The organism is Nocardioides sp. GCM10028917, from assembly GCF_042666175.1.
In the GTDB taxonomy this organism is placed as follows: domain Bacteria; phylum Actinomycetota; class Actinomycetes; order Propionibacteriales; family Nocardioidaceae; genus Nocardioides.
In genome coordinates this window covers 592,078-618,746 of record NZ_JBHTFL010000001.1, presented here as the reverse complement: position 1 = coordinate 618,746, position 26,669 = coordinate 592,078, and the positions used below count along the sequence as shown (strand labels likewise).

At 71.0% G+C, this 26,669-nt stretch carries 21 protein-coding genes; 15 read left to right on the top strand and 6 right to left on the bottom strand.

Features of this window, described 5'->3' with window-relative positions:
• Positions 1-370: 370 nt before the first annotated feature.
• The 5 genes from ACFQW6_RS02935 to ACFQW6_RS02915 all read right to left on the bottom strand — a co-directional run bounded on the left by ACFQW6_RS02935 (position 371) and on the right by ACFQW6_RS02915 (position 5,466).
• On the bottom strand, positions 371-1,471 hold the full coding sequence (locus ACFQW6_RS02935; protein WP_378541041.1) for an IS110 family transposase: 1,101 nt from the start codon (positions 1,469-1,471) through the stop codon (positions 371-373).
• Positions 1,472-1,588: 117 nt separating this feature from the next.
• The gene (locus ACFQW6_RS02930; protein ID WP_378541039.1) at positions 1,589-2,701 is read right to left on the bottom strand and encodes an acyltransferase family protein; all 1,113 of its coding nucleotides are present in this window, start codon (positions 2,699-2,701) and stop codon (positions 1,589-1,591) included.
• Between the two features lie 250 nt (positions 2,702-2,951).
• Positions 2,952-3,092 (bottom strand): hypothetical protein, encoded by a 141-nt coding sequence (locus ACFQW6_RS02925; RefSeq protein ID WP_378541036.1) that lies wholly within the window; start codon positions 3,090-3,092, stop codon positions 2,952-2,954.
• Between the two features lie 249 nt (positions 3,093-3,341).
• Complete coding sequence (locus ACFQW6_RS02920) at positions 3,342-4,547, bottom strand: glycosyltransferase family 4 protein (protein ID WP_378541033.1); 1,206 nt, start codon at positions 4,545-4,547, stop codon at positions 3,342-3,344.
• 19 nt (positions 4,548-4,566) lie between these two features.
• Positions 4,567-5,466 carry a glycosyltransferase family 2 protein gene (locus ACFQW6_RS02915; protein WP_378541030.1) on the bottom strand — a complete coding sequence of 300 codons (900 nt, stop codon included), beginning with the start codon at positions 5,464-5,466 and terminating at the stop codon, positions 4,567-4,569.
• A 123-nt stretch (positions 5,467-5,589) separates the two neighbouring features.
• Here ACFQW6_RS02915 and glmU point away from each other — a divergent pair, with 123 nt between their 5' ends.
• Both glmU and ACFQW6_RS02905 read left to right on the top strand, forming a co-directional pair.
• Complete coding sequence (glmU, locus tag ACFQW6_RS02910) at positions 5,590-7,026, top strand: bifunctional UDP-N-acetylglucosamine diphosphorylase/glucosamine-1-phosphate N-acetyltransferase GlmU (RefSeq protein ID WP_378541027.1); 1,437 nt, start codon at positions 5,590-5,592, stop codon at positions 7,024-7,026.
• A 111-nt stretch (positions 7,027-7,137) separates the two neighbouring features.
• Positions 7,138-8,109, top strand: coding sequence for a ribose-phosphate diphosphokinase (locus tag ACFQW6_RS02905; RefSeq protein ID WP_378541024.1), 972 nt, complete (start codon positions 7,138-7,140; stop codon positions 8,107-8,109).
• Positions 8,110-8,246: 137 nt separating this feature from the next.
• Here ACFQW6_RS02905 and pepN read toward each other — a convergent pair whose 3' ends face one another.
• Entirely contained in the window at positions 8,247-10,658 is a 2,412-nt protein-coding gene (gene pepN, locus ACFQW6_RS02900) for an aminopeptidase N (RefSeq protein WP_378541068.1), read from the bottom strand.
• 260 nt (positions 10,659-10,918) lie between these two features.
• Between pepN and ACFQW6_RS02895 the strand changes: the two genes are divergently transcribed.
• The 13 genes from ACFQW6_RS02895 (at position 10,919) to ACFQW6_RS02835 (ending at position 26,629) form a co-directional block, all read left to right on the top strand.
• The gene (locus ACFQW6_RS02895; protein WP_378541021.1) at positions 10,919-11,608 is read left to right on the top strand and encodes a 50S ribosomal protein L25/general stress protein Ctc; all 690 of its coding nucleotides are present in this window, start codon (positions 10,919-10,921) and stop codon (positions 11,606-11,608) included.
• A 126-nt stretch (positions 11,609-11,734) separates the two neighbouring features.
• Entirely contained in the window at positions 11,735-12,337 is a 603-nt protein-coding gene (gene pth, locus ACFQW6_RS02890; protein ID WP_378541018.1) for an aminoacyl-tRNA hydrolase, read from the top strand.
• Positions 12,338-12,431: 94 nt separating this feature from the next.
• A complete protein-coding gene (locus tag ACFQW6_RS02885; protein ID WP_378541015.1) occupies positions 12,432-13,238 on the top strand; it encodes a hypothetical protein in 807 nt (268 codons plus the stop codon).
• 5 nt (positions 13,239-13,243) lie between these two features.
• Positions 13,244-14,182: a class I SAM-dependent methyltransferase gene (locus ACFQW6_RS02880; protein ID WP_378541013.1), complete on the top strand. Its 939-nt coding sequence runs from the start codon at positions 13,244-13,246 to the stop codon at positions 14,180-14,182.
• 43 nt (positions 14,183-14,225) lie between these two features.
• Complete coding sequence (locus ACFQW6_RS02875; RefSeq protein ID WP_378541011.1) at positions 14,226-15,068, top strand: glycosyltransferase; 843 nt, start codon at positions 14,226-14,228, stop codon at positions 15,066-15,068.
• Complete coding sequence (locus ACFQW6_RS02870) at positions 15,065-15,694, top strand: acyltransferase (protein WP_378541009.1); 630 nt, start codon at positions 15,065-15,067, stop codon at positions 15,692-15,694. Before ACFQW6_RS02875 ends, ACFQW6_RS02870 begins: the two co-directional genes overlap by 4 nt.
• Entirely contained in the window at positions 15,691-16,827 is a 1,137-nt protein-coding gene (locus ACFQW6_RS02865; RefSeq protein ID WP_378541007.1) for a Gfo/Idh/MocA family protein, read from the top strand. The genes ACFQW6_RS02870 and ACFQW6_RS02865 overlap by 4 nt, the downstream gene beginning before the upstream one ends.
• Positions 16,824-17,831: an NAD-dependent epimerase/dehydratase family protein gene (locus ACFQW6_RS02860; protein WP_378541004.1), complete on the top strand. Its 1,008-nt coding sequence runs from the start codon at positions 16,824-16,826 to the stop codon at positions 17,829-17,831. Before ACFQW6_RS02865 ends, ACFQW6_RS02860 begins: the two co-directional genes overlap by 4 nt.
• Positions 17,828-18,991, top strand: a complete 1,164-nt coding sequence (locus ACFQW6_RS02855; protein ID WP_378541003.1) for a DegT/DnrJ/EryC1/StrS family aminotransferase — start codon at positions 17,828-17,830, stop codon at positions 18,989-18,991. Before ACFQW6_RS02860 ends, ACFQW6_RS02855 begins: the two co-directional genes overlap by 4 nt.
• Complete coding sequence (locus ACFQW6_RS02850; protein ID WP_378541000.1) at positions 18,979-19,632, top strand: NeuD/PglB/VioB family sugar acetyltransferase; 654 nt, start codon at positions 18,979-18,981, stop codon at positions 19,630-19,632. Before ACFQW6_RS02855 ends, ACFQW6_RS02850 begins: the two co-directional genes overlap by 13 nt.
• Complete coding sequence (locus ACFQW6_RS02845; protein WP_378540998.1) at positions 19,629-20,759, top strand: DegT/DnrJ/EryC1/StrS family aminotransferase; 1,131 nt, start codon at positions 19,629-19,631, stop codon at positions 20,757-20,759. Before ACFQW6_RS02850 ends, ACFQW6_RS02845 begins: the two co-directional genes overlap by 4 nt.
• Positions 20,756-21,748: a glycosyltransferase gene (locus ACFQW6_RS02840; RefSeq protein ID WP_378540996.1), complete on the top strand. Its 993-nt coding sequence runs from the start codon at positions 20,756-20,758 to the stop codon at positions 21,746-21,748. Before ACFQW6_RS02845 ends, ACFQW6_RS02840 begins: the two co-directional genes overlap by 4 nt.
• 108 nt (positions 21,749-21,856) lie before the next feature.
• Positions 21,857-26,629: a DUF4082 domain-containing protein gene (locus tag ACFQW6_RS02835; protein WP_378540994.1), complete on the top strand. Its 4,773-nt coding sequence runs from the start codon at positions 21,857-21,859 to the stop codon at positions 26,627-26,629.
• Positions 26,630-26,669: the final 40 nt, after the last annotated feature.

Here is a 26,669-nt window from a genome sequence, read left to right as displayed (position 1 = left end):
CACACCGGCATCGGAGGCCTCGTCCCCGCCGACCGCGTTCACAACGTCACGGGGAACTACAGCTGATATGTAGGCACCGCCTGTCAAGGGCAGGTTGAGGCGCCCGTCCCACTGATGGTGGGGCGGGCGCCCCGTGCTTCGTCGGGGTGTGGCGGTGGTCAGCGTGTCGTTGGCGACGCACGGTCAGGCTGATATGCGCGGGTTGGGTACCGCAGGACGGGCTGTTCGGCTGGAGCGGATCGCGTGTCTAGGGTCGAGCGTCGCGCCGATCGCTGGTGTGGGTCTCGGTGCTGCTCATAGCTGTGTCGCGGGTCGCTCCTCGCGCTGCTGCCGTGGCCATGGGTCGACGAAGCAGATCAGTGGTCGGTCCTCATTCGTCGAGGACGGCCAGTGACCAGCACCAGCCGGCCAGCTCGCGGGCGATCGCGACGTTGGCGATCGTGTGCCTCTTGTGTCGTGCGCGCATGGTGTTCCAGCGGTGGTGCAGTCGCCGGTTGCCCTCGTCGCCGCGGGCACGGGCAGCAGGCCCGGCGAGTTCCCACCGGTCCCGCATGGTCTTGCCGATGCGGTAGGCGGGCCGGTGGTGCCACGCGGCCTCGACCAGCAGCCGCCGCAGGTGGGTGTTGCCGGTCTTGGTGATCGACCCCTGGACCCGTGACTGGCCCGAGGAGTACTCGCTGGGCACCAACCCGATGAAGGACCCGATGGTCTTGCCGGTGAACCGGTCCCAGTCGCCGACCTCGACCGCCAGCGCGAGGCCGGTCAGGGTCCCGATCCCGCGCAGGCAGCCCAGCCGCCGCAGCACCGGGGTGAACTCGCAATCCGCGGCTATGGTGGTGATCGCTTCGTCGAGGCGGTCGCGGCGCGCCTTCATCTGGAGCACGGCGTCGTAGTCGGACTCGAAGGTCAGCCTGGTCGCGGCGGAGTCGAGCTGTGCGCCGGTGCGCCTCAGCCACACGTCGTGGGTGCCGGTCCACGCCTTCCCGCCGGAGTAGACGTAGCCCTGGCGCAGCAACAGCTTCGACAACCGGTGCCGGGCCCGCATCAGGTCGCCCCGGGCGTCCTCGCGGGCGCGGACCAGGTCACGTGCTGCCTCCTGGTGGACGCTGGGCACGGTCACCGCAGTGATCTCATCGAGTCGCAGCAGCCGGGCCAGGTGGACTGCGTCCCTGGCATCGGTCTTGACCCTGTCGCCCCTGGGCCGTTGCAGCTTCGACGGCGCGACGACCTCGCAACGGATCCCGGCCGCGTTCAACGACCTCGACAACCCGAACCCGGTCGGACCGGCCTCGTAGGCCACCGCCACCGGAGCCTGCAACCCCGCCAGCCACGAACGGATGTGCTCATGTGACGGGGTCAGCTTCGCCTGGACGAGCTCGCCCGTGACGCCATCGATCGCCGCTGCCGCAACCGATCGTGCGTGCACGTCGAGCCCAACACTCGTACGCTCTGTAAACACCGGGGCCTCCATCACAACTGTCGGATAGGCCGAGCAGGCAGCCCCTGCTCGGTAACCCACGAACATGTGTGAGTGAGGCCCCGGCCCGCAACCAACTCAGGACGAGCCGGTCATTCCATACCGTCTAGGTCAGGCGCGTACGCGGGCGGACTCGGGCGCGAGCCGGAGCGCACGTCCCAGCGGTGTCCCCGGCTCCGTCTTGAGCGCCAGGAACGGTCGCTCGATGTAGCGGTAGGACATCGGAACGATGACCGCGGTGATCGCCAGGCCCAGCAGGCGAGGCCCCCACGTGTTGAGCCCCAACGTGCTGTCGACAAGGACCAGCACCGGGAAGTGCCACAGGTAGAGCCCGTAGGACACCCGGCCCGTGGCGACCATGGGACGCGACCCGAGCATCCGGTTGACGAGCTGGCGCGAGGGGGAAATGCAGCAGACGATCAGGGCGACGGTCAGGATCGTCACGAGGGGCCAGCGTACGAGGATCGTCACCCAGGGGTCCTCCCACGACATCCAGGACACCGCAACCAGCCCCAGCAGCGACAACAGGCCTGTCGTGCCCACCGCGGCGGAGCCCGGAACCGCGTGGTGCCCCTCGGCGTGGCGTGCCGTCACCCAGACGGCCAGGAGGGCCCCGGCGAGCAGCTGCGAACCACGGCAGAAGGTCGAGTTCCAGGTGAACCCGACGGAGAGGCCCAGGACCCAGCACAGCACCGTCGCGACCAGGGTCAACGCGACCAGTACCGCCACAGAAACGACGAGTCGGTCGGCGCGGCTGCCAGCTCTGCGGATCAGCCACATCAGGAGCAGGGGCCAGACGAGGTAGAACTGCTCCTCGATCGAGAGGCTCCAGGTGTGGGCGAGCAGTCCGAGGCCGATCTCCTGCCCTGCTGCCCAGTTCGACACGTAGGCCAGCGAGAAAACGGCGCCCTTGAGCGTGCCTCCCGAGTTCCAGACGAAGTCGGCGACGACGCTGAAGGCGAGCACGGCGAAGTACGCCGGGAGCAGCCGCAACGCGCGGCGTACGTAGAAGCGCCGGTAGCTCATGTGTCCGTCACCGCCGGAGCGGAGCAGGATGCCGGTGATCAGGAAGCCGCTGAGGACGAAGAAGATGTCCACGCCGAGGTCGCCGCTCACGAAGCCGACCTGGGCGTGGAACAGGACGACCATGACCGCAGCCACGGCCCGGATGCCGTCGAGCGGGGCGACGTAGCCGCCGACGGCCGTGGACCGCTCGACGGGCATCCTGGACGCCTCGCTGTGGCCCTGCCTCGTCATGCTCACCCCCGGCGCGCTGGAACAGCCCTGCGCCAGCAGCATCGTCGGGGAGGCGGTGGACGTGTCGGGTGCGGCCTCGGAATACCCAGTCTTCGGGTAGGTCACCGAGGCCCGGCCCGCTCAGAGGCGTGAGAGCGCCACCTGCAGCGGGTCGAGACCCAGTGAAGCGAGGTTCTGGTCGGCCCGGTGGAAGGGCCTCGAGGTCGAAGTCGTCGCCCTAGCGCGCCTGCACGACGGTGCGAGCATCCAGCCAGATGCGCTCGCGGACCCTGTCGAACGGTGCCTGGCCAGGGAGCCCGAGGTAACGCTTGACCTGGAACGGGATGACCTCGTCGTCCATCCGGCAGTGCAGGCGCATGAACTCCAGACCTGGGTCGGGCGTCCACGTCTTGCGGGGATGGAAGGCGCTCCCTCCTCCTGGGAGGGAGTCAACAACTCCTGGTCATCGTCACCTTCTTCTAGCGCGTTGAGTCTGGCAGCCGCGGCCACTGGTGCGCCGACATGGACTTCGACGGGAGCGGCAGACTTCTGGAGTGACAAGCGACGACAGATGGCGCCACAGCACGGATAGGGTCAGCCTCCGAGGCGTAGCCGCTCGCTCGTCGGTTCACTGCCCTGCGATCACCTCCTCGTAAAGGGCGCTCATCTGGTCGACCCGGTGCTCCCACAGGTGCGTGGACTGCACCTTGTGCCGACCCGCCTCACCCATCTGCATCCGCATCGACGGGTCGATGACCAATCTGCGGATGGCGATCGCACAGTCACGGGCCAGCTGGGAGGGGCTCTCGGACCCCAGCCGGAGGGCGCATGTGCTGTCGACGTTGGCCCCTGGGCCGCCCCGCTCGCAGACGATCACCGGCAGCCCCGATGCCATGGCCTCGAGTACGACGTTGCCGCCAGGCTCGCGATAGCTGGGGAAGACGAAGACATCGGCGGCGTCGTAGAACCGGGTGACCATCTCCCGCGGGACCGAGCCGTGGAAGCGGACCAGGTCGCCAAGCTGCAGCTCCTCGACAAGGGCCTCGCACGCTGCCCGGTCGTTGCCGTCCCCTACGACGTCCAGCTCGACGTCGAGGTCCCGCACCTGGTCGAGTGCCCGTACGACGTCGCGCAGGCCTTTGGTGCGAATCACTCGACCCACGAAGAGCAATCGGACGGTCCCACTCCTGCCTGAGCGGTCGACCAGCGGAGGCACGCGATGTACCGCGACATCGCTCATCACGGCCAGCCGTTTGAGGGACAGCCCGGACAGCAGATCGGCCACGTAGGGGGCGATCCCGACCACGCACTCAGCGCTTTCGTATGTGCGGCGCAGCAGCGGGTCGTGCGCCAGCCGCGCCTGGTCGAGCACCCGGAGGCGTTGGTACCACGGCGTGGCGCCCTCCTCCTCTACGAACCCCGGCGGCGACTCCAGCCCTCCGCCAACCGGGCCGAGGACGACGGGCACTCCCAGACCAATGGCGGGGCAGGGGTAGCGCATGGCGACAGGGACCACCTGGTGCGCGACGTCGAAGTGCGCGCCTGCGGCGAGCTGCCGGCGTATCCAGCTTCGTGCATGGAGGTAGAAGGGGGCGTACGCCGGCTGCAGGAGGCTGTTGAAGCGCTCGAAGCGCCCGACCCCCGGGGGCTCGGCCCACTCCACGACCCGTACGCCGGGCAGCTGTCGGGAGGGTGGGAGGTGGTCCCTCTTGTGGCTGGTCAGCAGCGTCACGCGGGCGCGCTGGGACAACAGGTCGGCCCACTGGTGAGCCAGCCATGACTCGCCGACGTCCTGCCCGTCACAGGCAGGGGCGATCAGCAGTACGTCGCGCATCGGGCCCCCAGATTCGTCGTCAGTCCGGCAGCAGGTGTTCGGAAGCGCCCAGCACCTCGGGGCGCCGGCTCGGTCGTAGCAGCGCGCAAAGTGTCTGCCAGGATCGTCGGTGCCCCAGGACGGCTCGGCGGAGCTCGTTGACGACGGTGACCACGAAGTACACCCACGCAAGCGGTGTGCCGGCACGTCGGCGGTAGATCCGCACACGGTTGATGATCTTCATGGTGTGCGTGGTGGCGCTCTCGCCCGAGCCCCCACCGACGTGCATCCCGCCAGCTCGAGGGGTGTAGACCGTCGACCAGCCCAGGTCCTTGGCGCGCAGGCTGAAGTCCGTCTCCTCCGAGTAGAGGAAGTAGCTCTCGTCGAACCCCCCAACCGCGCGGTAGCAGTCCGCATCGACCAGGAGGATCGCCCCTACCGCCCAGTCCACCGGGTGCTCGTGGTCGTACTCACCGGGCTCCTCGATCCGTTCGGCGAAGGCAGGAATGCCGGTGAAGCTGAGCCCACCGGCCCTGGCCAGGCTCGGCTTCCTGCGCAAGGTCGGTGACAGGCTGCCGTCCGCCTCGCGGACCCGCGGTGCGACGACCCCCACGTGGGGCTGGGAAAGCACCTCGAGCATCGCCACGACAGACGCGGGATCGAGTGTGGCGTCGGGATTGAGGATCAGGAACGCCCTCGCCGGTCCCGACTCCGCGATCCCGCGGTTGACGCCCGCTGCGTAGCCCACGTTGGACGAACGAACGAGCGTGCAGTCCGTGCGCGCCGCGACGAGGTGAGGCGTGTCGTCGCTCGATCCGTTGTCGACCACGACCACGGAGTGGGCGAGGCCCGCCATGGCTGCCGGGATGCTGTCCAGGAGCTGCGCGACGTGCGCCTCGCTGTTGTACGTGACCACCACGACCGCCGCGTCCAGAAGCACGCGGCCACTATATCCACGAGCAAGCCCCCCGAAGGGGCGCAGACGATCAGGATGGCAGTCCCTGGGTCGAACGCAGGAGACCACCGGCTGATCCCGGCCCAGGGCCAGTGACACACTGCGGCCATGGACAACCTCACCGTCATCGTCCTCGCTGCCGGCGGCGGCACCCGCATGAAGTCGAAGACCATGAAGGTGCTGCACCCGATCGGCGGGCGCTCCATGATCGGCCACGTGCTCCACGCCGTGCAGGCCGTGGAGCCGACCAGCGTCGTCGCGGTGGTCGGCCACCAGCGCGAGCAGGTGGGTCCGCACATCACGGAGCTGGTGCCGTCCGCGGTGCTCGCCGTCCAGGAGACCCAGGAGGGCACGGGCCACGCCGTACGCGTCGCGATGGAGGCGTCCGGCACGACGACCGGCACCGTCATCGTGGCGGCCGGCGACACCCCGCTGCTGGAGGGGGAGTCGCTGCGCGCCTTCGCCGAGGAGCACCACGCCGCGCAACGTGCCGTGAGCATCCTGAGCGGCCGGCTGGCCGACCCGTTCGGCTACGGCCGGATCGTGCGCAACCACGAGGGCGACGTCGAGGCGATCGTCGAGGAGAAGGACGCCACGCCCGAGCAGCGCGAGATCGACGAGATCAGCTCCGGCATCCTGGCCTTCGACGCGGAGTTCCTGGTCTCGGCGCTGGCCCGCATCACCAACGACAACGCCAAGGGCGAGTACTACTTGACCGACGCCGTCGGCCTGGCGCGCGAGGACGGGCTGACCGTCGGCGCCCACCTCATCGACGACGTCGCCCAGACCGCGGGCGCCAACGACCGCGCCCAGCTGGCCGAGCTCGGGCGCGAGCTCAACCGCCGCATCGTCACCCGCTGGATGAAGGACGGCGTGACCGTGATGGACCCGGCGACCACGTGGATCGAGGCCGACGTGGTGCTCGAGCCCGACGCCACGATCCTCCCCGGCACGCAGCTGCTCGGCGCGACCGTCGTGCGGGAGGACGCCGTGGTCGGGCCCGACACGACGCTGAAGGACTGCGAGGTCGGCGCCGGCGCGCGCGTCGTACGCACCCACGGCGAGCTCGCCGTCATCAGCGACGACGCCTCGGTCGGGCCGTTCGCCTACCTCCGGCCCGGCACGCAGCTCGGGGTGAAGGGCAAGATCGGCACGTTCGTCGAGACCAAGAACTCCAGCATCGGCGACGGCGCCAAGGTGCCGCACCTGTCCTACGTCGGCGACGCCGAGATCGGTGAGGGCACCAACATCGGCGCCGGCACGATCTTCGCCAACTACGACGGGGTGGCCAAGCACCGCACGGTCGTCGGGCGCCACGCCAAGACCGGCTCCAACAACACCTTCGTCGCGCCGGTCGAGATCGGCGACGGCGCGGGAACCGCCGGCGGCACCGTCGTACGCCGCAACGTGCCGGCCGGTGCGCTGGCGGTCAGCAGCGCCCCGCAGCGCAATCTCGAGGGCTGGTCGGAGTCGAAGCGGTCCGGCACGGCGCAGGCCGAGGCCGCGCGAACGGCGCGTGAACAGCAGGAGAAGACCGACCAGTGACCCCGGGGTTGGTGGCGGCCGGGTTGTGGGTCAGACTTCTGTCCAGCACCTCCGAACGAGCCTTCCCCCGAGGCTGACCAGGACAGCGAGGAGTCGCGTCGCGTGACCGGAATGAAGCGGACCACCGAGAAGAACCTCATGGTCTTCAGCGGCCGGGCGCACCCCGACCTCGCCACGGAGGTCGCCGACCTCCTCGAGTGCGGCCTCGTGCCCCAGGACGCGCGGGCGTTCGCCAACGGCGAGCTCTACGTGCGCTACGAGGAGTCCGTGCGCGGCTGTGACGCCTTCGTGCTCCAGAGCCACACCGCTCCGATCAACGAGTGGATCATGGAGCACCTGATCATGGTCGACGCGCTCAAGCGGGCGTCGGCCAAGCGGATCACCGTGGTCATGCCGTTCTACGGCTACGCCCGCCAGGACAAGAAGCACCGCGGCCGCGAGCCGATCTCGGCCCGCCTGGTCGCCGACCTGTTCAAGACCGCTGGCGCCGACCGGCTGATCACCGTCGACCTGCACGCCGACCAGATCCAGGGCTTCTTCGACGGTCCCGTCGACCACCTGATGGCGCTGCCGATCCTCACCGACTACGTCAAGCAGAAGTACGGCGACCAACAGCTCGCCGTCGTCTCGCCGGACGCCGGCCGCATCAAGGTCGCCGAGCGCTGGTCGGCCCGCCTCGGCGGCGTGCCCCTGGCCTTCATCCACAAGACCCGCCGGGTCGACGTCGCCAACGAGGTCGTCGCCAACCGCGTCGTCGGTGAGGTCCAGGGCAAGATCTGCATCCTGACCGACGACATGATCGACACCGGTGGCACGATCGTGAAGGCCGCCGAGGCGTGCCTGGCCGACGGTGCCGCCGGGGTGATCATCGCCGCGACCCACCCGATCCTGTCCGACCCCGCCGTCGACCGGCTCAAGAACTCCTCCGCCATGGAGGTCGTGGTCACCAACACGCTCCCCGTGCCGCCGGAGAAGCAGTTCGACAAGCTCACGACCCTCTCGATCGCCCCGCTCATCGCGCGGGCGATCCGCGAGGTGTTCGAGGACGGGTCCGTGACCTCGATGTTCGACGGCCACGCGTAGGCATCCTGCGCTGCTGACGACGTACGACGCCGGCTCGGGCGAGCCCTGACTTCGCTGCCGAAGTTCCCGCTTGTCGGCCGGAGCTTCGGCCGACAAGCGGGAAGTTCCCCGGATATCCGGGGATCGCCAGTAGGCAGTCAGAGCGTCCGGTCGAGGTCGTCGAGGGAGTCGTTCCACGAGCGGGCGAGGACGGTGGGCACGTCGCCCTCGAGGGCGGTCTTGACCGCGGCGCGCAGCTCGCGGCGTACGTCGACCGGGAGCGGCAGCAGTGGGAACGCGTCGCCGATCACGTCGCCCATCGCCTGTCCGGAGCGGCGGGCCAGGGCGAGGCCGTCGGTGACGTAGCGCTCGAGGTAGGGGCGGACGAGGTCGGCCTGGTCCCAGCCCCAGAACCCGCCGCCGACGGCGTCGAACTCGTGGTTGCCGAGCTCGCCGCCCATCAGCTGCGCCCAGGCGGCTGCCTTGGCCTCCGGCGTGGGTACGGCGGCGCGCGCGGCGAGCGCGGCGTGGTGGCCGGCGACGGACTTGTCGCGCTGCTCCTCGGGGCCGATCCACGAGTCGTCGCCCAGCTCGGCGAGCCTCTGCACGGCGGCCCAGCGGACAGACTGGTCGACGTCGTCGCGGCCGAGCCAGTCGACGAGGAAGTCCTTGTCCGCGCTGATCCGGGCGAGCACGCGCGACGCACCGGCGGCGAGCGCCGGGTCGCCGCCCTCGACGGCGCCGCGGGCGATGTCGGCGACGACGGCGAGGTGGCCGGCGGCCTCCTCGGGCGAGGCGTAGCGGCGGGTGATCGACTGCAGCGCGCGCATGACGCCCTCGAAGACCAGCGGGTGGGTCTCCGGGCGCAGGTGCGTGTCGGCCAGTGCGACGAGGTCGCCGACGCCGATGACCTGCGACTCGCAGAGGTCGACCGCGGTCCACCACAGCATCGCCCGGGTCAGCTGCGACTCGATCGAGGAGAGGCCGCCGGTGATCGCGGCCCACGACCGCTCGTCGGGGCGGATCACCGCGAAGGTCTCGTCGCCGGAGTTGGGCACGACGACCCGGCCGGCGAAGTCCTCCAGCCGCACCGGCTCCTCGCCGAGGAGCACGTCGCGGGAGTCCACGAGCCGCATCGCGTCGTCGTACGCCGACACGGTGATGCGGTGCGACCGCGAGCCCTCCCGGGTGAGCACGGGCACGCCGTCGTCCTCGCGCGTGACCCGCAGGGTGTCGAAGCCGGTCGAGCGCAGCCACGCCTCGGCCCAGCCGCGCACGTCCTTGTCGGTGGCGGAGTCGAGCGAGTCGAGGAAGGCGGCCAGGTCGGCGTTGCCGAAGGCGTGGGCGGTCAGGTGCTTGTTGACGCCGGCGAGGAAGTCATCCTCGCCGAGCCAGTGGCCCAGTTGGGCGAGGGCGGAGTTGCCCTTGGCATAGGTGATCATGTCGAAGTTGGCGAAGGCCGTGTCGACGTCGACGATCTTGTCGGTGTCCTCGGCGATCGGGTGCGTCGAGCGGCGCCGGTCGGCGCGGTAGCCCGCCGGCTTGCGGGTGATCGCGGCCGACGTCCACGCGTCGGTGTAGCCGGCCGCCACGCCCGCCACGTCGTAGCCCATGAAGTCGGCGAAGGACTCGTTGAGCCACGAGTCTTCCCACCACGTCATCGTCACCAGGTCGCCGAACCACATGTGCGCCATCTCGTGGGCGATCGTGGAGGCCATCCACTCGCGCTCGAGCTCGGTGGGGGTGCCCTGCGTGAGTGCTTGGTCGCGGAAGACCACGCACCCGGGGAACTCCATCGCGCCCCAGTTGAGGCCGGGTGCGAAGACCTGCTGGTAGTCGGCGTAGGGGTACTCCGGCTCGAAGACCGTCGTGTAGTGCTGGAAGCAGGCGCTGGTGATGCGCTTGAGCTCGTCGGCGTCGCGCTGCAGCTCGCCGCCCTGCGATGCCCGCGCGTGCCAGCCGAACGGCAGCGAGCCGCCGGGCGCGGGGGCGTACGGCTCGTCCCACGTCACCGAGACCCACGGGCCGCCGACGAGGGTGAAGAGGTACGACGAGAACGGCGGCGTGGTGCCGAAGGTCCACATGTCGCCGCCCTCGCCCGACGTGCGGCCCTCGAGCGGACCGTTGCCGAGCACGGTCCAGTGGGACGGGGCGGTGACGGCCAGGGTGAACGTCGACTTGATGTCGGGCTGGTCGAAGCAGGGGACGACCTTCTGCGCGATGTCCATCGAGGTGTGGGCGCAGACGTAGCGCTCGCCGTCGGCAGGGTCGATCGTCACGGTCATGCCGTCGCCGTCGGTGACGTAGGGCATCCGTGCCGTGACGCGCACCGTGTTGGACGCGGCCAGGTCGGTCAGCGCGATCCGCCCGTCGGCGTACGGCGCCGGCCTGCCGTCGAGGGTCACGTCGGTGCCGCCGTTGAGCTCGAGGAACGTCGAGGCCCCCGGTTGCGTGCAGCCGAAGGAGATCGTCGCCTCGACGCCGAAGTCCTCGGGCGAGGTGAGGTCGAGGTGCAGCTGGGTGTGGACGTCGGTCAGCAGGGCGGCGCGCTCGCGCGCCTCGGGGAGCATCAGGGGCACCGGGACACCCTAGTGAGCGGCCCATGGGCGGCGCCTCCGACGTCGGTGCCGGCGACGCACGCCGCGATTCGACCTCGCACCCGGCCCGGGTCTAGAGTCGGGGGGTTGCCTCGGCGAGGGAGCCCGCACGAACAGGACTCCGTGATCGACTGGGCCGGACCGCATCACTGCGCCGCGCCCCCGATCCGGAGCGCGGCGTTCGTCGTCTCCGGCCCGAGGCCCCCGAACCCCACCGACGTACGGAGAACATGATGTCTGCCCCCGAGAAGATCGCCGCCGAGCCCCGCACCGAGTTCGGCAAGGGCGCTGCCCGCCGCATCCGCCGCGAGGACAAGATCCCCGCCGTCATCTACGGCCACGGCAACGACCCGGTCCACGTCATCCTCCCCGGCCACCAGACGATGATGGCCCTCAAGCACGGCGGCGCCAACGCGCTGCTGGCGCTCGAGGTGGAGGGCTCCGAGCAGCTCGCCCTGACCAAGGACGTGCAGATCGACCCGATCCGTCGCGTCATCGAGCACGTCGACTTCGTCGCGGTGCGCCGCGGTGAGAAGGTCACCGTCGACGTCCCGATCCACGTCGTGGGCGACGCCGCCGCCGAGACGCTGGTCGTCAACGAGAACACCGTCGTGTCCGTCGAGGCCGAGGCCACCCACATCCCCGAGTTCTTCGAGGTCTCCGTCGAGGGCGCCGCCGCCGGCACCCAGATCCTCGCCAAGGACCTCGACCTCCCGTCGGGCACGACGCTGCTGGCCGACGAGGAGCTCCTCATCGTCAACGTGACCGAGCAGATCTCCGCCGAGGCCCTCGAGGCCGAGCTGGAGGAGGCCGAGGCCGACGCCGGCATCGAGCACGACGCGCCCGAGTCGCAGACCGAGGCTGCCGAGGGCGCCGAGGCTCCCGCCGAGGACGCCGCGGCCGAGGGCACCGACTCCGAGTGACCAGCGGGCACTTCGTGCCCGTCTCGACCGCCGACCGGGCGGTTCGTGCCCGTGTCGGGCACGAACCGCCCGGTCGATGCGTGTGACGGGCACGAAGCGCCCGGTCGGCGATGGAAGGATGAGGACGTGACGACAGACCAGACCAGTGGGTCGAGCGACGTGTGGCTGGTCGTCGGTCTCGGCAACCCCGGTCCGACCTACGCCGGGCACCGGCACAACGTCGGGTACCTCGTCACCGACGAGCTCGCCTCCCGGATGGGGTCGCCGTTCCGCTCCCACAAGTCGGGTCGCGCCGACGTGGTCGAGGGCAGGCTGTCCCTCGGCGGGCCCCGCGTGGTGCTGGCCCGCGGCCGCGGCTACATGAACGAGTCCGGCGGCCCGGTCAAGGCGCTCGCCACGTTCTACAAGGTCGACCCGGCGCACATCATCGCGATCCACGACGAGCTCGACATCCCCTTCGGCACGCTCCGGATCAAGCTCGGCGGCGGCGACAACGGCCACAACGGGCTGAGGTCGATGCGGTCCTCGCTCGGCACGGGCGACTTCCACCGCGTCCGCGCCGGCATCGGCCGGCCGCCCGGCCGCCAGGACGTCGCCGACTTCGTGCTGTCCAACTACTCGACCGTCGAGCGCAAAGAGCTGCCGTTCCAGGTCTCCGACGCCGCCGACGCCGTCGAGTCGCTCATCACCGACGGCCTCGAGAAGACCCAGCAGCGCTTCAACTCCTGACCCTCTTCGTCTGGTTCTCCCCCGTTTGGGGCATGAGGACGCAGGTGACCCGCCCTAGCGTCGTGGCAGCGGCCGTGACGGGGAGGGGATCACGTTGGCAACGCTCACGCCACCGACGGGACGCTCCGGCGTCCGCGAGTCCAGGACCGTCCACGTCGCCGCGCCCCGGCACAGCTGGGATCTACCCCCGGCCCCGGTGCCGGGAGGCGCCCCTCCGCGGCGCGTACGACGCCTGCTCGGCGTAGTGGGCCTCCTCGGTCTGGTCCTCGCGCTGGTGGCGCTGGGCCTCAACCTGAGCCTGACGAGCCGGCTCGACCGGATCGACGGCGCCTTCGACGGGCTGGCCGCGCGGCCGGCGGCGGCGCCGGGTGAGACGATCCTGCTGGTCGCGACCCGGCCCGGCGGCGCGGCCGACGTGCCGTGGCTGGCGGGGGAGCAGTCGATCGAGGGACTGATGCTGGTCGAGATCGGGGCAAACGGCGCGAACGTGCGGGTGGAGTCCCTGCCCCTCGCCGCCGGCATCGGCGCCGCGGTGGCCTCCTCACCCCCGAGCTCGTCGGTGAAGGCCGTCGAGTCGTGGTCGGGTCGAAGGGTGGACCACCTCACGGCCGTCGACTGGCGAGCGTTCGTGCAGCTCGCCGCCCACAACGGCGTGGACACTGCCTACTCCTACGGATCCTCGGCGTCGGTCCAGCACGACTACCTGCGCGAGGTCCTGGAAGGCACGCTGCACGCCGAGCTGCGCAAGCAGCCGCTCAACCTCTACCGCGCCCTGATCACGACCGCCTCGGGAACGGCCATCGACGACGAGTGGTCGGTCCTCGAGCTGGACCTGCTTCTTCTCTCGCTGCGGAACCTGCGCTCGCAGCACATCGAGTTCTCCAACGCGCAACCCAGGTGATGGACATGGATCGACACGCCGCCAGAGAGCACCTCGTGGCCTACGGGATCGAGAACGTCGGCACGGGGACGTACACCGCGAAACGGGACATCGACGTCGTCAGTCGCGACGGCCTGTATGCATCGACGTACGAGCTCATCCGCCGCTTCAGCCGCACGAAGAACGTCCTGGACCTGGGCTGCAGCGACGGGGTCGGGACCTACGGCCTGGATCCGAGCTTCTACGCCCTGGGCATAGATTTCGACGCCGCCTCCGTGGACCTCGCCAACCAGATCGCCCACGAGCGCGGAGCCCGGGGTGAAGGGCCTCGGTACGAAGCCGTGAAAGCCAGCCTCCTGGACCTTCCCCCGGAGCTTCTCCAGCGACTGCGAGCCACACCGTTCGACACAGTGGTGCTCCTCGACGTGCTGGAGCACTTCGAACCGTCGGACGCCCTGGCGATCCTGAGGGCAGGGCGCACGCTGCTTCCCGAGGACCACGTCGTGATCGTGAGCATGCCTGTCATCTCCGCGTTCAGCATCGCGACGCACCGCGAGCTGGCGCAGATCGCCCGGGACCGACAGCGGCCTCCGGACGGACTGTTCGACCGGACCCACCGGATCCTGCGGGGCAAGCGCTTTCATCGCCGTCTCTTTCGACAGGCCGGCTACTCCGTCATCGAGGAGTATCAGACGGATCAGATCATCGGCGCCACCGGTGACTGGGACTGGCAGGCGGGCGGCAGCGCGGTGACGCACCTCGCGGCTGAGGTGGCCCGCAGGACGGAGTCGAAGCATCGGGCCGCCCGGATCCTGACCCAGATGTACGCCGCCGGGCAAGGTCACCGGCTCGCACAGAAGGCGGTCGAAGCGGCCTTCGTCTACCAGGGGCTGTACGTGCTCACCAATATTGGCGAAAGGGTCTTCCCGGAGGCCGTGCAGGGCTCCCGGCTCCTCAAGATCTGACAGTGCCAGCCGCTCGGTCGGCACTGGACGTGGGGGAGTGGGGATGGCTGTCGCGAGCGTCATCATTCCTGCGCACAACGAAGCAGCGAGCATCGGCCGCAACCTGCGTGCCCTCCGTGAGGGCACCCACGACGACGACCTCGACGTGGTCGTGGTGTGCAACGGGTGCACCGACGAGACTGCCGAGGTCGCCCGGCAGGTGGACCCGCGCGCGCGCGTCATCGAGATACCGCAGCCCTCGAAGGTCGAGGCCGTGCGGGTCGGCAACGCGGCCACCGACGTCTTCCCGCGCATCCACCTCGACGCCGACATCGAGCTCGACGGCGCGGCCGCGCTCCGGCTCATCGAGCCGATCACCCGCGACGAGGTCCTCGCCACCGCCCCGCGCCGCGACGTCCCGCGCACGGGGTGCTCGCGCTGGGTGCGGTGGTACTACGACGTCTGGGAGGCGCTGCCCCAGGTGGAGTCCGGCCTCTTCGGCCGTGGCGTCGTCGTCCTGTCCCAGCAGGGGCAGGCGCGGGTCGCCGCGCTCCCACGGATGATGGCCGACGACCTCGGCATGTCCGACTCGTTCAGCAGCGAGGAGCGCCGGGTGGTGCCCAGCGCCGTCGCCGTCGTGCACCCGCCGCGCACCGTCCGCGACCTCGTGCGCCGCCGCATCCGCATCGCGACGGGCAACGCCCAGGCCGGCCAGCTCGGCGTACGCCGTCCCGGCTCGCGCACCGGGGCGCGCACCCTGCTCGGCCTCGCCGTCACCCGGCCCGGCCTGGCCCTCCGACTTCCGGTGTTCGTGGCAGTCCACGTCGCCGCCCGGCTCGGCGCCCGCAGGGCGTTGAGGTCCGGGGACTTCACCACCTGGCAACGAGACGAGAGCTCACGCACATGACCTCACTGTCCAACGCGCGTCCCGGGTCCCGGGACCGCGCCCTCGTCGCACCCACCGCGACCGTCGAGGACGGCGCCCGCGTCGGTCCCGGCGCGCAGGTGTGGGACCAGACCGTCGTGCGCTCGGGGGCGCAGGTCGGCGACGGCACGATCCTCGGGCGCGGGGTCTACGTCGGCCCGGGCGTGCGCATCGGGGAGCGGTGCAAGGTGCAGAACCAGGCGCTGGTCTACGAGCCGGCCGTCCTGGGCGACGGCGTCTTCATCGGACCGGCGGTCGTGCTGACCAACGACACCTACCCGCGGGCGGTGACGACCGACGGACGGCGCAAGGACGCCGACGACTGGGAACCCGTCGGGGTGACCATCGAGGAGGGAGCGTCCGTCGGGGCGCGCGCGGTGTGCGTCGCCCCGGTGCGGATCGGTCGGTGGGCCAGTGTCGGAGCGGGCTCGGTCGTGACGCGCGACGTGCCGGACCACGCGCTCGTCGTCGGCTCGCCCGCGAGGCGGATCGGCTGGGTGGGCCGCAGCGGCGTCCCGCTCGTCTCGGACAACCGTGACCGGTGGATCTGCCCGGTCACCGGAGAGGTCTACGTGGAGGCCGCTGGCCGACTGGAGGAAGCACGATGAGCACCCGCACCAACGGCCCGCTGGGCATCGCCGTCATCGGCGCCGGCTACTGGGGCCCCAACCTGGTCCGCAACTTCGGGGCGTCCCCAGACTGGAACCTCGAGCTGGTCTGCGACCTCGACCTCGAGCGGGCGCGCCGCGTCGCAGGCCCGCACGTCGAGGTGACCGACAGCGTCGAGCGGGTGCTCGACGACCCGCGGATCGACGCCGTCGCCATCGCCACCCCGGCTCGTACGCACCACGGGCTCGCGCTGCAGGCGCTGAGCGCGGGCAAGCACGTGGTGGTGGAGAAGCCGCTGGCCGACAGCGTCTCGCGCGGCCGGACGATGGTGGACCTGGCGGACGCGCAGGGCCTGGTCCTGATGACCGACCACACCTACTGCTACACGCCGGCCGTGCAGAAGATGCGCGAGCTGGTGGGCAGCGGCGAGCTGGGCCAGGTGCACTTCGTGGACTCGGTCCGGATCAACCTCGGGCTGGTGCAGCCCGACATCGACGTGCTCTGGGACCTGGCGCCGCACGACCTCGCGATCCTCGACTTCGTGCTGCCGGGGGGTCTTCCGACCACGGGCATCGGCGCGACCGGCGCCGACCCCATCGGCGCCGGCCGCGCCTGTGTCGGCCACCTGACCCTGCCGCTGCCGGACGACGGCCTCGCGCACGTGCACGTCAACTGGCTGAGCCCGACCAAGATCCGCCAGATGGTGATCGGCGGGTCGCGCCGCACGCTCGTGTGGGACGACCTCAACCCGCAGCAGCGGCTCAGCATCTACGACCGCGGCGTCGACCTGGCCCGCACGTCGGTCGCCGGCGCCGACCGTGCCGCCTCCACCGTCTCCTACCGCCTGGGCGACACCTGGTCCCCGGCGCTCCCCGAGCGCGAGGCCCTCGGGTCGATGGTCGGCGAGTTCGCCGCAGCCATCCACGAGGGCCGTCCGGCGCTGACCGACGGCCGGTCCGGGCTGCGCGTCCTCGAGGTGCTCGAGGCCGCCTCGCAGCGGCTGGCCGATCGCTCGGAGACGTCGTACGACGCCGCGCTGCCGGTGCCGGCGGGTCCGCCGCCGGTGCCCCGCCAGGCGGGAGCCGCAGTGGCGGGCAACGTGAGCGAGCCCGTGATGGAGGGCGTCCGATGACGGCCCTGGCCGGCGCGACCGCGCTGGTGACCGGCGGTGCCGGCACGATCGGGTCGACGCTCGTCGACCAGCTCTTCGACGCCGGGGCGGCCCAGGTGCGGGTCCTCGACAACTTCGTCCGCGGACGCGAGGCCAACCTCGGCGACGCCCTCGCGCGCGACGGTGCCGACCTGGTCCTAATGCGCGGCGACATCCGCGACCGCGACCTGGTGCACGACCTGACCAGCGGCTGCGACGTCGTCTTCCACCAGGCCGCGATCCGGATCACCCAGTGCGCCGAGGAGCCCCGGCTGGCCCTGGAGGTGCTCGTCGACGGGACCTTCAACGTCGTCGAGGCCGCCGCGTCGGTGCCGGGCGTGGACAAGCTGGTCGCCGCGTCGTCGGCCTCGGTCTACGGGCTGGCCGAAGAGTTCCCGACCCCCGAGCACCAGCACCCCTACGACAACGACACGTTCTACGGCGCGGCGAAGACCTTCAACGAGGGCATGCTGCGCAGCTTCCGGGCGATGCACGGCCTCGACTACGTCGCCCTGCGCTACTTCAACGTCTACGGACCGCGGATGGACGTGCACGGCCTCTACACCGAGGTCCTGGTCCGATGGATGGAGCGCATCGACGACGGCCTGCCGCCGCTGATCTTCGGCGACGGGCGCCAGACCATGGACTTCGTCTTCACCACCGACATCGCGCGCGCCAACGTGCTGGCGGCGTCCTCCGGCGTGGTCGAGGGCGTCTACAACGTCGCCCGCGGCGAGGAGACCAGCCTGCTGGGGCTCGCCGAGGCGCTGCTGCGGGTGATGGGCTCCGACCTGCCCGTCGAGCACGGTCCCGAGCGCGGCGTCAACGGCGTCGTACGCCGCCTAGCCGACACGTGCGCGGCCGAGCGCGACCTCGGCTTCGTCGCCACCACCGGCCTCGAGGACGGCCTGCGCCAGCTCGTGGAGTGGTGGCGCCCCCAGCGCGAGCAGATCGCCGCGGGACGCGCCGTGGCGGTGTCGCGATGAGCCTCGACCGCCTGGCTGAGGAGCAGCTCACCCGGATCAACGTGATGCAGCCGTGGCTCGGCGAGGAGGAGGTGGCTGCCGTCTCGGAGGTGCTGCGTTCCGGATGGGTGGCCCAGGGGCCGCGGGTGGCACAGTTCGAGGCCGCCTTCGCCGAGTCCCAGCAGGTCGCGCACGCCGTCGCGCTGAACAGCTGCACGACGGCCCTGCACCTGGCCCTCGTCGTCGCCGGCGTCGGGCCCGGGGACGAGGTCGTCGTGCCGTCGTTCTCCTTCGTCGCCACCACCAACGCGCCGACCTACGTCGGGGCAACGCCGGTCTTCGCCGACGTCGACCCCGTCACCGGCAACCTCACGCCTGCCACGATCGCCACGGTGGTCACCCCGCGGACGCGCGCGGTGATCGCCGTGGACCAGGGCGGCGTACCCCTCGACCTGCGGGGGATCCGTGCCTGGTGCGACCCCCTCGGCATCACCGTGGTGGAAGACGCGGCCTGTGCGGCCGGGTCCACCGCGCACGGCCGCCCCGTCGGGTCGGAGGCGGAGATCGCCACCTGGTCCTTCCACCCGCGCAAGCTGCTCACCACCGGCGAGGGCGGCATGCTCACCACGTCGCGGGCCGACTGGGCCGAGCGCGCCCGCCGGCTGCGCGAGCACGCGATGAGCGTCTCCGCCGCCGACCGGCACGCGAGCGTCCTCGCGCCGCCGGAGAGCTTCGACGAGGTCGGCTTCAACTTCCGGATGACCGACCTGCAGGCAGCGGTCGGGCTGGTTCAGCTCGGCCGGCTCCCCGAGATGGTCGCCCGTCGCCGCGAGCTCGCCGCGAGGTACGCCGATGCGGTGGCGGGTCTGCCGGGCCTGCGCCTGGTGGGGGACCCCGCCTGGGGGACCACCAACTTCCAGTCCTGCTGGCTCGAGGTCCTGCCCGAGCACCCGATGGACCGCGAGCAGATGATGGAGCACCTCGCCGCCGCCGGGATCTCGGCGCGCCGCGGCATCATGGCAGCGCACCGGCAGCCCGCGCACGCCGAGCTGGCCCACGCGCCCCTCCCGGTCACCGAGCGGCTGACCGACGCGACGCTGGTGCTGCCGCTGTTCCACCAGATGACCGACGCCGAGCACCGGCGCGTGTGCGACGCCCTCGGATCGGCGTGGCGACCGTGAGCGGGCTGGTCCTCGTCGGCGCCAGCGGGCTGGCCCGGGAGGCGACCGCGGTCGCCGTCCTCGTCCAGCACGACGGTCCCGTCCAGGTCGTCGACGACGACCCGGCCCGGTGGGGCACGCTGCACGGCCTCGCGCCGGTGCTCGGCGGCGTCGACCTGGTCACGGGGCTGGTCGACCACGAGGTGCTCCTCACCCTCGGCAAGGGCCGGCTCCGTCGGCGGGTCGCGACGCGCCTCGCCATGGTCGGCCTCGGCGCCTCCCGCTACGCCACCCTGCTGCACCCGCGGCTCGTGCTGCCCGGCAGCTGCCACATCGGCCGGGGCTCGATCGCCCTGGACGGCGTGGTGCTGACCGCTGACGTCGAGGTCGGCGAGCACGTCGTCCTGATGCCCCACGTGACCCTCACGCACGGCTGCACCATCGCCGACTTCGCCACCCTCTGCGCAGGGGTCTCCCTCGGCGGTGACGTCGAGGTCGGTGAGGCGGCCTACCTCGGCATGAACGCCTCCGTGCGCGAGGGCGTACGCATCGGCGCCGACGCCACCGTCGGGATGGGCTCGGTGGTCCTCGACGACGTCCCCGCAGGAGAGACCTGGGTGGGAGTGCCCGCCCGACCGATCCGGACAGGAGTCCACGCATGACCCGGAACAGCACCACCGTCCCCTTCGTCGACCTCGCCTCGCAGCACGCGGAGGTCGCGGCCGAGGTGGAGGCGGGGATCGCCGCGGTCTTCGCGGCCACGGCGTTCGTCGACGGCCCACCCGTCGCGGACTTCGAGCACCAGTACGCCTCCTTCGTCGACGTCGACCACTGCGTCGGGGTCGCCAACGGCACCGACGCGCTGGAGCTCGCACTGCGGGCAGCGGGGGTCGGATCGGGGGGCGAGGTCGTCATCCCGGCCAACACCTTCATCGCCACCGCTGAGGCGGTCTCGCGGATCGGCGCCGTGCCGGTGCTCGTGGACTGCGACGACGAGCGCCTCCTGATAGACCCCGAGCAGGTGCAGGATGCGATGACCGACCGCACCCAGGCCGTCGTGGCCGTGCACCTCTTCGGCCAGCTTGCGCCGATGGAGCGGCTCGCGCAGGTCTGCGGCGATGCGGGCGTCCCCCTCGTCGAGGACGCCGCCCAGTCCCAGGGCGCCCGGCTCGGTGGTCGCGGCGCGGGTGCGCTCGGCACGGTCGCGGCGACCAGCTTCTACCCGGGCAAGAACCTCGGCGCCGCGGGCGACGCCGGCGCCGTCACCACCGACGACGCGACCATCGCTGCCGAGGTGCGCCGCCTGCGCAACCACGGGTCGTCGACCCGCTACGTGCACGACGTCATCGGCATGAACTCCCGGCTCGACACCGTGCAGGCGGTCTACCTGCGGGCCAAGCTCGACCGGCTCGAGAAGTGGAACGAGCTGCGGGTCCGCGCGGCCGCCCGCTACGACCGCCTGCTGGTCGACGTGCCGGGCGTACGCCGCCCGCTGCTCGGCGCGGACGGGCAGCACGTGTGGCACCTCTACGTCGTCCGGGTCGCCGAGCGGGACCGGGTCCTGGCGGAGCTGGGCCGGGCCGGGGTGGGCGCTGGCATCCACTACCCGTACCCGGTGCACCTGACCGGCGCCTACGCCCATCTGGGGCTCGGGCGCGGGACCGCGCCGGTCGCGGAGACCGCGGCCGGGGAGATCCTGTCGCTGCCGATGCACCCCCACCTGACCGAGGCCCAGCAGGACCGCGTCGTCGAGGTGCTCGCCGACGCGGTGGCGGGCGGCCGGTCGTGACGACCCTGCTCGTCGCCAACGACGGCGGCCACCTGATGCAGCTGCACACGCTGCGGCCGCGGCTCGGCGTGGGCGACGACGTGGTGTGGGTGACGCCCCGCACGCCGCAGACCGAGTCGCTGCTCGCGGGTCAGCGGGTCCACTGGGCGCTGCCGTGCCCGCCCCGGGACACCCGGGCGCTGGCCCGCAACGCACTCGCGTGCCGCAGCCTCTTCGCCGACCACGACGTGTCACTGGTGGTCAGCACCGGCGCGGCTCTCGCCCTCGCGGTGCTGCCGCAGGCGCGGCTGCGCGGCATCGAGACGGTCTACATCGAGAGCGCGACCCGGTTGGACGCCCCGTCGCTGTCGGGCCGTGCCCTCGCGATGGTGCCGGGCATCACGACCTTCAGCCAGTCCAGCGCCCTGGCGCGGGGGCACTGGCAGTTCCTCGCCTCGCCGTGGGAGCTGTACGAGACGGCCCCGGCCGTCGAGCGCCCCGTGCGGTCGATGGTGGTGAGCCTCGGCACGCAGGACGGCTACGGCTTCCGCCGGCTCCTCGACCGCCTGGTGCCCCTCGTGCCGGACGGCGCGGAGGTGCTGTGGCAGACCGGCGGCACCGACGTCACCGGCCTCGGGATCGACGCCCGCGAGCGCGTGCCGTCCGAGGAGATGGCGGCCGCGATCCGGGCTGCCGACGTCGTGGTGGCGCACGCCGGCACCGGCATCGCGCTGATGGCCCTGGAGAACGGCAAGTGCCCCATCCTGGTGCCCCGCCGGGCGATGCACGGTGAGCACGTCGACGACCACCAGCTCACGATCGCCCTCGAGCTCGCCCTGCGCGACCTGTGCGTCTCGCGCGACGCCGACAGCCTCAAGGCGCGCGACCTCGTGGCAGCCGCGAGCCGCACCGTCACCAAGGTCACCGACCCGCCGCCGCTGCACATCAGCGGCGTGCGGATCCCGCGCCAGCGCTCGCGCCGCGCGCCAATTCCGGCGACGGGTGCCTGACGGCGTACTGAAATTGGGGATATCGGATTCCCTCGCTCGCCGCTCGGGCGTCGCGCCAAGAAGATCTGACCGTGGCGCCTTTGGGGTGCGCCAAAGGATGGGGACGAGATGGACAGCGCTGTCGCGAGTCACACGGTGGGCACGGTGGGTCTCGGGCGGGCGTGGACGGTGAGGCTGCTTGCGCTCGTGCTCGTCGCGGCACTCAATGCGCTCCTAGGTCCGTTGGCGCTGGGCGGACCCGCACCCGCGAACGCGGCCGATCCCTGCGCCCCCGGCGGCAACAAGATCGCCTGCGAGAACTCCAAGCCGGGCACCGATCCCGACGTCTGGGAGATCGACGGCGCCGGAGACCCGCAGATCCAGGGGTTCGCCACCGACATCTCGGTCAATGTGGGTCAGCGCATCGACTTCAAGATCGACACCTCTGCCTCCTCGTACACCGTCGACGTCTACCGGATGGGCTACTACCAGGGACTGGGGGCCCGCAAGATCGCCTCGGTGACCCCGAGCGCCTCGCTGCCGCAGAACCAGCCCAACTGCATCACCGATCTCACGACCGACCTCTACGACTGCGGCAACTGGGGCGTCTCGGCCTCGTGGAACGTCCCCGCCACCGCCGTCTCGGGTGTCTACATCGCCCACGTCAAGCGGTCCACCGGCGACGGCAGCCACATCACCTTCATCGTCCGCGACGACGCCAGCACCTCCGACGTCGTCTTCCAGACCGCCGACCCCACCTGGCAGGCCTACAACACCTACGGTGGCGCCTTCTTCTACGGCGGTGGTTCGAACGGTCGCGCCTACAAGGTGAGCTACAACCGCCCTGTGCTGACGCGCGGTCGCGAGAAGGGCCGCGACTTCTTCATGTCGGCCGAGTACGCCATGGTTCGCTTCATGGAGCGCAACGGCTACGACGTCAGCTACATCGCCGGTGTCGATTCCGACCGTCGGGGCAACCTCATCAGGAACCACAAGGTGTTCCTGTCCGTCGGCCACGACGAGTACTGGAGCAAGGCCCAGCGGGCCAACATCGAGGCGGCTCGTGACGCAGGAGTCCATCTCCAGTTCCTGGCCGGCAACGAGGGCTACTGGAAGACGCGCTACCAGCCCTCCATCGACGGCAGCAACACCGCTTACCGCACGTTGACGTCCTACAAGGAGACGTGGAGCAACGCCAAGATTGACCCGGACCCGGAGTGGACGGGCACCTGGCGTGACCCGCGTTTCGCTCCACCGAGCCGTGGTGCCGGTGTACCGGAGAACGCCCTGGTCGGCACCCAGTACCAGGTCAACTTCAGTGACCTCGCCGTCCAGGTGAGCGCTGCCGAGGGAAAGCTGCGGCTGTGGCGCAACACGCCCCTCTCCACGATGTCGAGCGGGACTGCCTCGCTCGCACCGCACACCGTGGGCTACGAGTCCAACGAAGACGTGGACAACGGACACCGGCCCGACGGCCTGGTGCGACTGTCCACAACGGTCGGGGCCGTCCCGGAGTACCTGCAGGACTTCGGCAACACCGTGGCCTCGGGCACCACCCGGCACAACCTGACGATGTACAAGGCGCCCAGCGGGGCACTCGTCTTCAGCGCCGGCTCCGTCCAGTGGACGTGGGGCCTCGACGCCGTGCACGACTCGGCGTACGCCTCCGAGCCTGCCGACGTCCGGATGCAGCAAGCTCAGGTCAATCTCTTCGCCGACATGGGCGCCCAGCCCAGCACCCTCATGACCGGCCTCGTCGCGGCCGCCAGGTCGACCGACACCGTCGGGCCGACGGTCACCATCACCAGCCCCGCGGCGGGTGCCAACCAGCCCAACGGCCAGTACGTCACGGTGTCCGGCACGGCTGCCGACACCGGTGGAGGACGGGTCGCGGGTGTCGAGGTCTCCACCGACGCCGGCGAGAGCTGGAGCGCCGCCACCGGCACCACCTCGTGGTCCTACACCTTCCTGCAGCGCGGCCTCGGCAGCACTCCGATCCGCGTGCGCGCCATGGACGACTCGGCCAACATCGGGACCGCGGTGACGCGCGCGTTCAACGCGCAGTGCCCGTGCAGCATCTTCGGAGCCGAGCTGCCGAAGGTCCCCGCGTCCAACGACCCCTCCGCTGTCGAGCTTGGCGTGCGCTTCGTGGCGCTGGCCGACGGCTTCGTCACCGGCGTCCGCTTCTACAAGGGCGCGGGCAACTCCGGCACGCACGTCGGATCGCTCTGGTCGAGCGCCGGTGAACGCCTGGGGCGGGCCACCTTCACCAACGAATCCGCCACGGGGTGGCAGGGCGTGACGTTCCAGACACCGGTCGCGGTCGCGGCCGGCGAAGCCTACGTCGCGTCCTACACCGCGCCCTCGGGCAACTACGCGCTCGAGAGCTGGGGCTTCTCGTCCCGCGCACGGGAGGCGGGTGCCCTGATGGTCGAGGGTGGCTACGGCGCCCCAGCCGGCGGTCTCTTCGCCAACCCGGGGCAGTTCCCGAGCCAGAGCTACCAGAACGCCAACTACTACGTCGACGTCAGTTTCACCACGACGGACAGCTCGGCCCTCATCGCGCTCAACCAGGCGCCGCTACCCGGTTCCTCGAGCACGCCGACCAGCACGACAGTGAGCGCGAAGTACTCCAAGCCGCTGGCTGCGGGATCCGCTGCGCTGACACTGAAGGACGCCAACGGAACGACGGTCACCGGCGCCACGGCGTACGACGCCTCGACCCGGACCGTGACCTTCACGCCCAGCGCCCCGCTCGCGGGCTTCGTGGAGTACACCGCCAAGGTCACCGGCACCGACACGTCAGGCAACCCGGTCAGCTCCGGCGACACGTGGTCCTTCACGACCGTCAAGCCGCCGAACCCGCCCGGCGTGTGCCCGTGCACCCTGTTCGACGACTCGCTCACCCCGACGCTGCTCGAGGACCTCGACCGCGACCCGGTCACCCTGGGTGTCCGGTTCACCCCGGACACCAACGGTCAAGTGACCGGCGTGCGGTTCTACAAGGGCCTCAACAACACCGGGTCGCACACCGGCACGCTCTGGGCCACCGACGGCACGGTCCTGGCGACCGGGACGTTCACCGACGAGTCGACGACCGGATGGCAGACCCTCACGTTCCCCTCGCCCGTCACGGTTCGCAAGGGCACGTCGTACGTCGCCTCCTACCGCACCACGGTAGGCCGCTACTCCGCCACGCCGAATGCCTTCGCTGCAGCCAACCTGTCGCGCCCCCCGCTCACGGTGACCTCGACGGCGGGCGCCTACACGTACGGCACCGGCTTCCCGGGCGGTTCCTCGTCGACGAGCTACCTCGTGGACGTCGTCTTCGAGAAGGTGGACCCGGCCATCTCGATCACCAGCAGGACCCCGGCCGGGGGTGCGCTCGGCGTACCTCGAGCCTCGAACGTCCGGGTCGGGTTCAGTGGACCGATCGTCGCGGGCTCCTCGCTGACGGTCAGCAGCGGCGGCTCGACGCTCGCCGGCTCGGCCGTGCTCAGCGGCGACGGCCTCGAGCTCGTGTGGACCCCCTCAGCGATGCTTCCGGCGGATGCCGACGTGAGGGTCTCGCTCACCGGGGTCGTCTCTGCGGACGGCGCAGCGCTACCCGCCGAGACCTGGAGCTTCCGCACGCGGGGACCCGAGACCCTGGACCAGCAGACCCTCTTCGGCGACTCCATCCCGGTCGTCGACAACGCTGACGACGGCTCCCCGGTCGAGCTCGGCGTGGTCCTCGAGCCCAGCCGCAACGGCTTCGTGACGGCCCTTCGCTTCTACAAGGGTGCGGGCAACACCGGCACCCACACCGGCTCCTTGTGGTCGGGCACCGGCACTCGCCTGGCGCAGGTGACCTACACCGGTGAGACCGCGGCGGGCTGGCAGACGGCGACGCTGTCCACTCCGGTGGCGGTCCAGGCCGGGCAGAGGTACGTCGCGTCCTACTACGCGCCGGTGGGCCACTACTCCTACACGTCCAACTTCTTCGCCGCACCGTGGACCGCGGGTGACCTCACCGCACCCGCGGCGGCCAACGGGCGCTACCTGTACGCCGCCGGCGGCGGCTTCCCCACCTACTCGTGGGGTGCGGCGAACTACTTCGTGGACGTGGTCTTCCAGCGCACGCCGCCCTCCATCACTGTCGAGTCGCAGACTCCCGCGCCGGGGGCGACCGGGGTCACGGTCAGCACGCAGGCGTCGATCAGGTTGTCGGCGCCGCTGGCGACCGGCTGGACGATGAGCCTCGAGGGCGGCGGCTCGGCCGTGCCCGGCAGCGCGGCTCTGTCCGGGGGTGGCTCGACCGTCACCTTCGCGCCGGACAGCGCCCTTGCGCCCGACACCGAGTACACCGCGACCCTCTCGAACGCGATCTCCACCGAGGGTGCCGTGCTCCCGACGCAGACCTGGACCTTCCGCACGGCCGTCGTTGCCTCGACCTCGCTCCTCGACGGAGTCGTGCCGACCACGCCGTCGGTGAACGACCCCGACGCGGTCGAGCTCGGGACCGTGTTCACGCCGACGCAGAGCGGCACCGTCACGGCGGTGAAGTTCTACAAGGGTTCGGGCAACACCGGAACCCACACCGGGTCGGTGTGGACGACCACCGGCGAGCGTCTCGGCGAGGTGACGTTCGCCGACGAGACCGACGGGGGGTGGCAGACGGCGACCTTCCCGACGCCGGTGCCGGTCACGGCCGGGACGTCGTACGTCGTGTCCTACTACGCACCCAACGGCCACTACTCCGCGACACCCGCCTACTTCAACGCACCGCGAGTCGTCGGTCCGCTGACGGCGCCAGCTGGCAACAACGGCCGCTACCGCTACGGCACCGGCGGCGGGTTGCCGAACGCCTCCTGGAACTCCACCAACTACTTCGTGGACGTGGTGTTCCGCGCGTCCCCGTGACGTCGGAACACCACATCCACGAACCGACGAGGGGACGGAA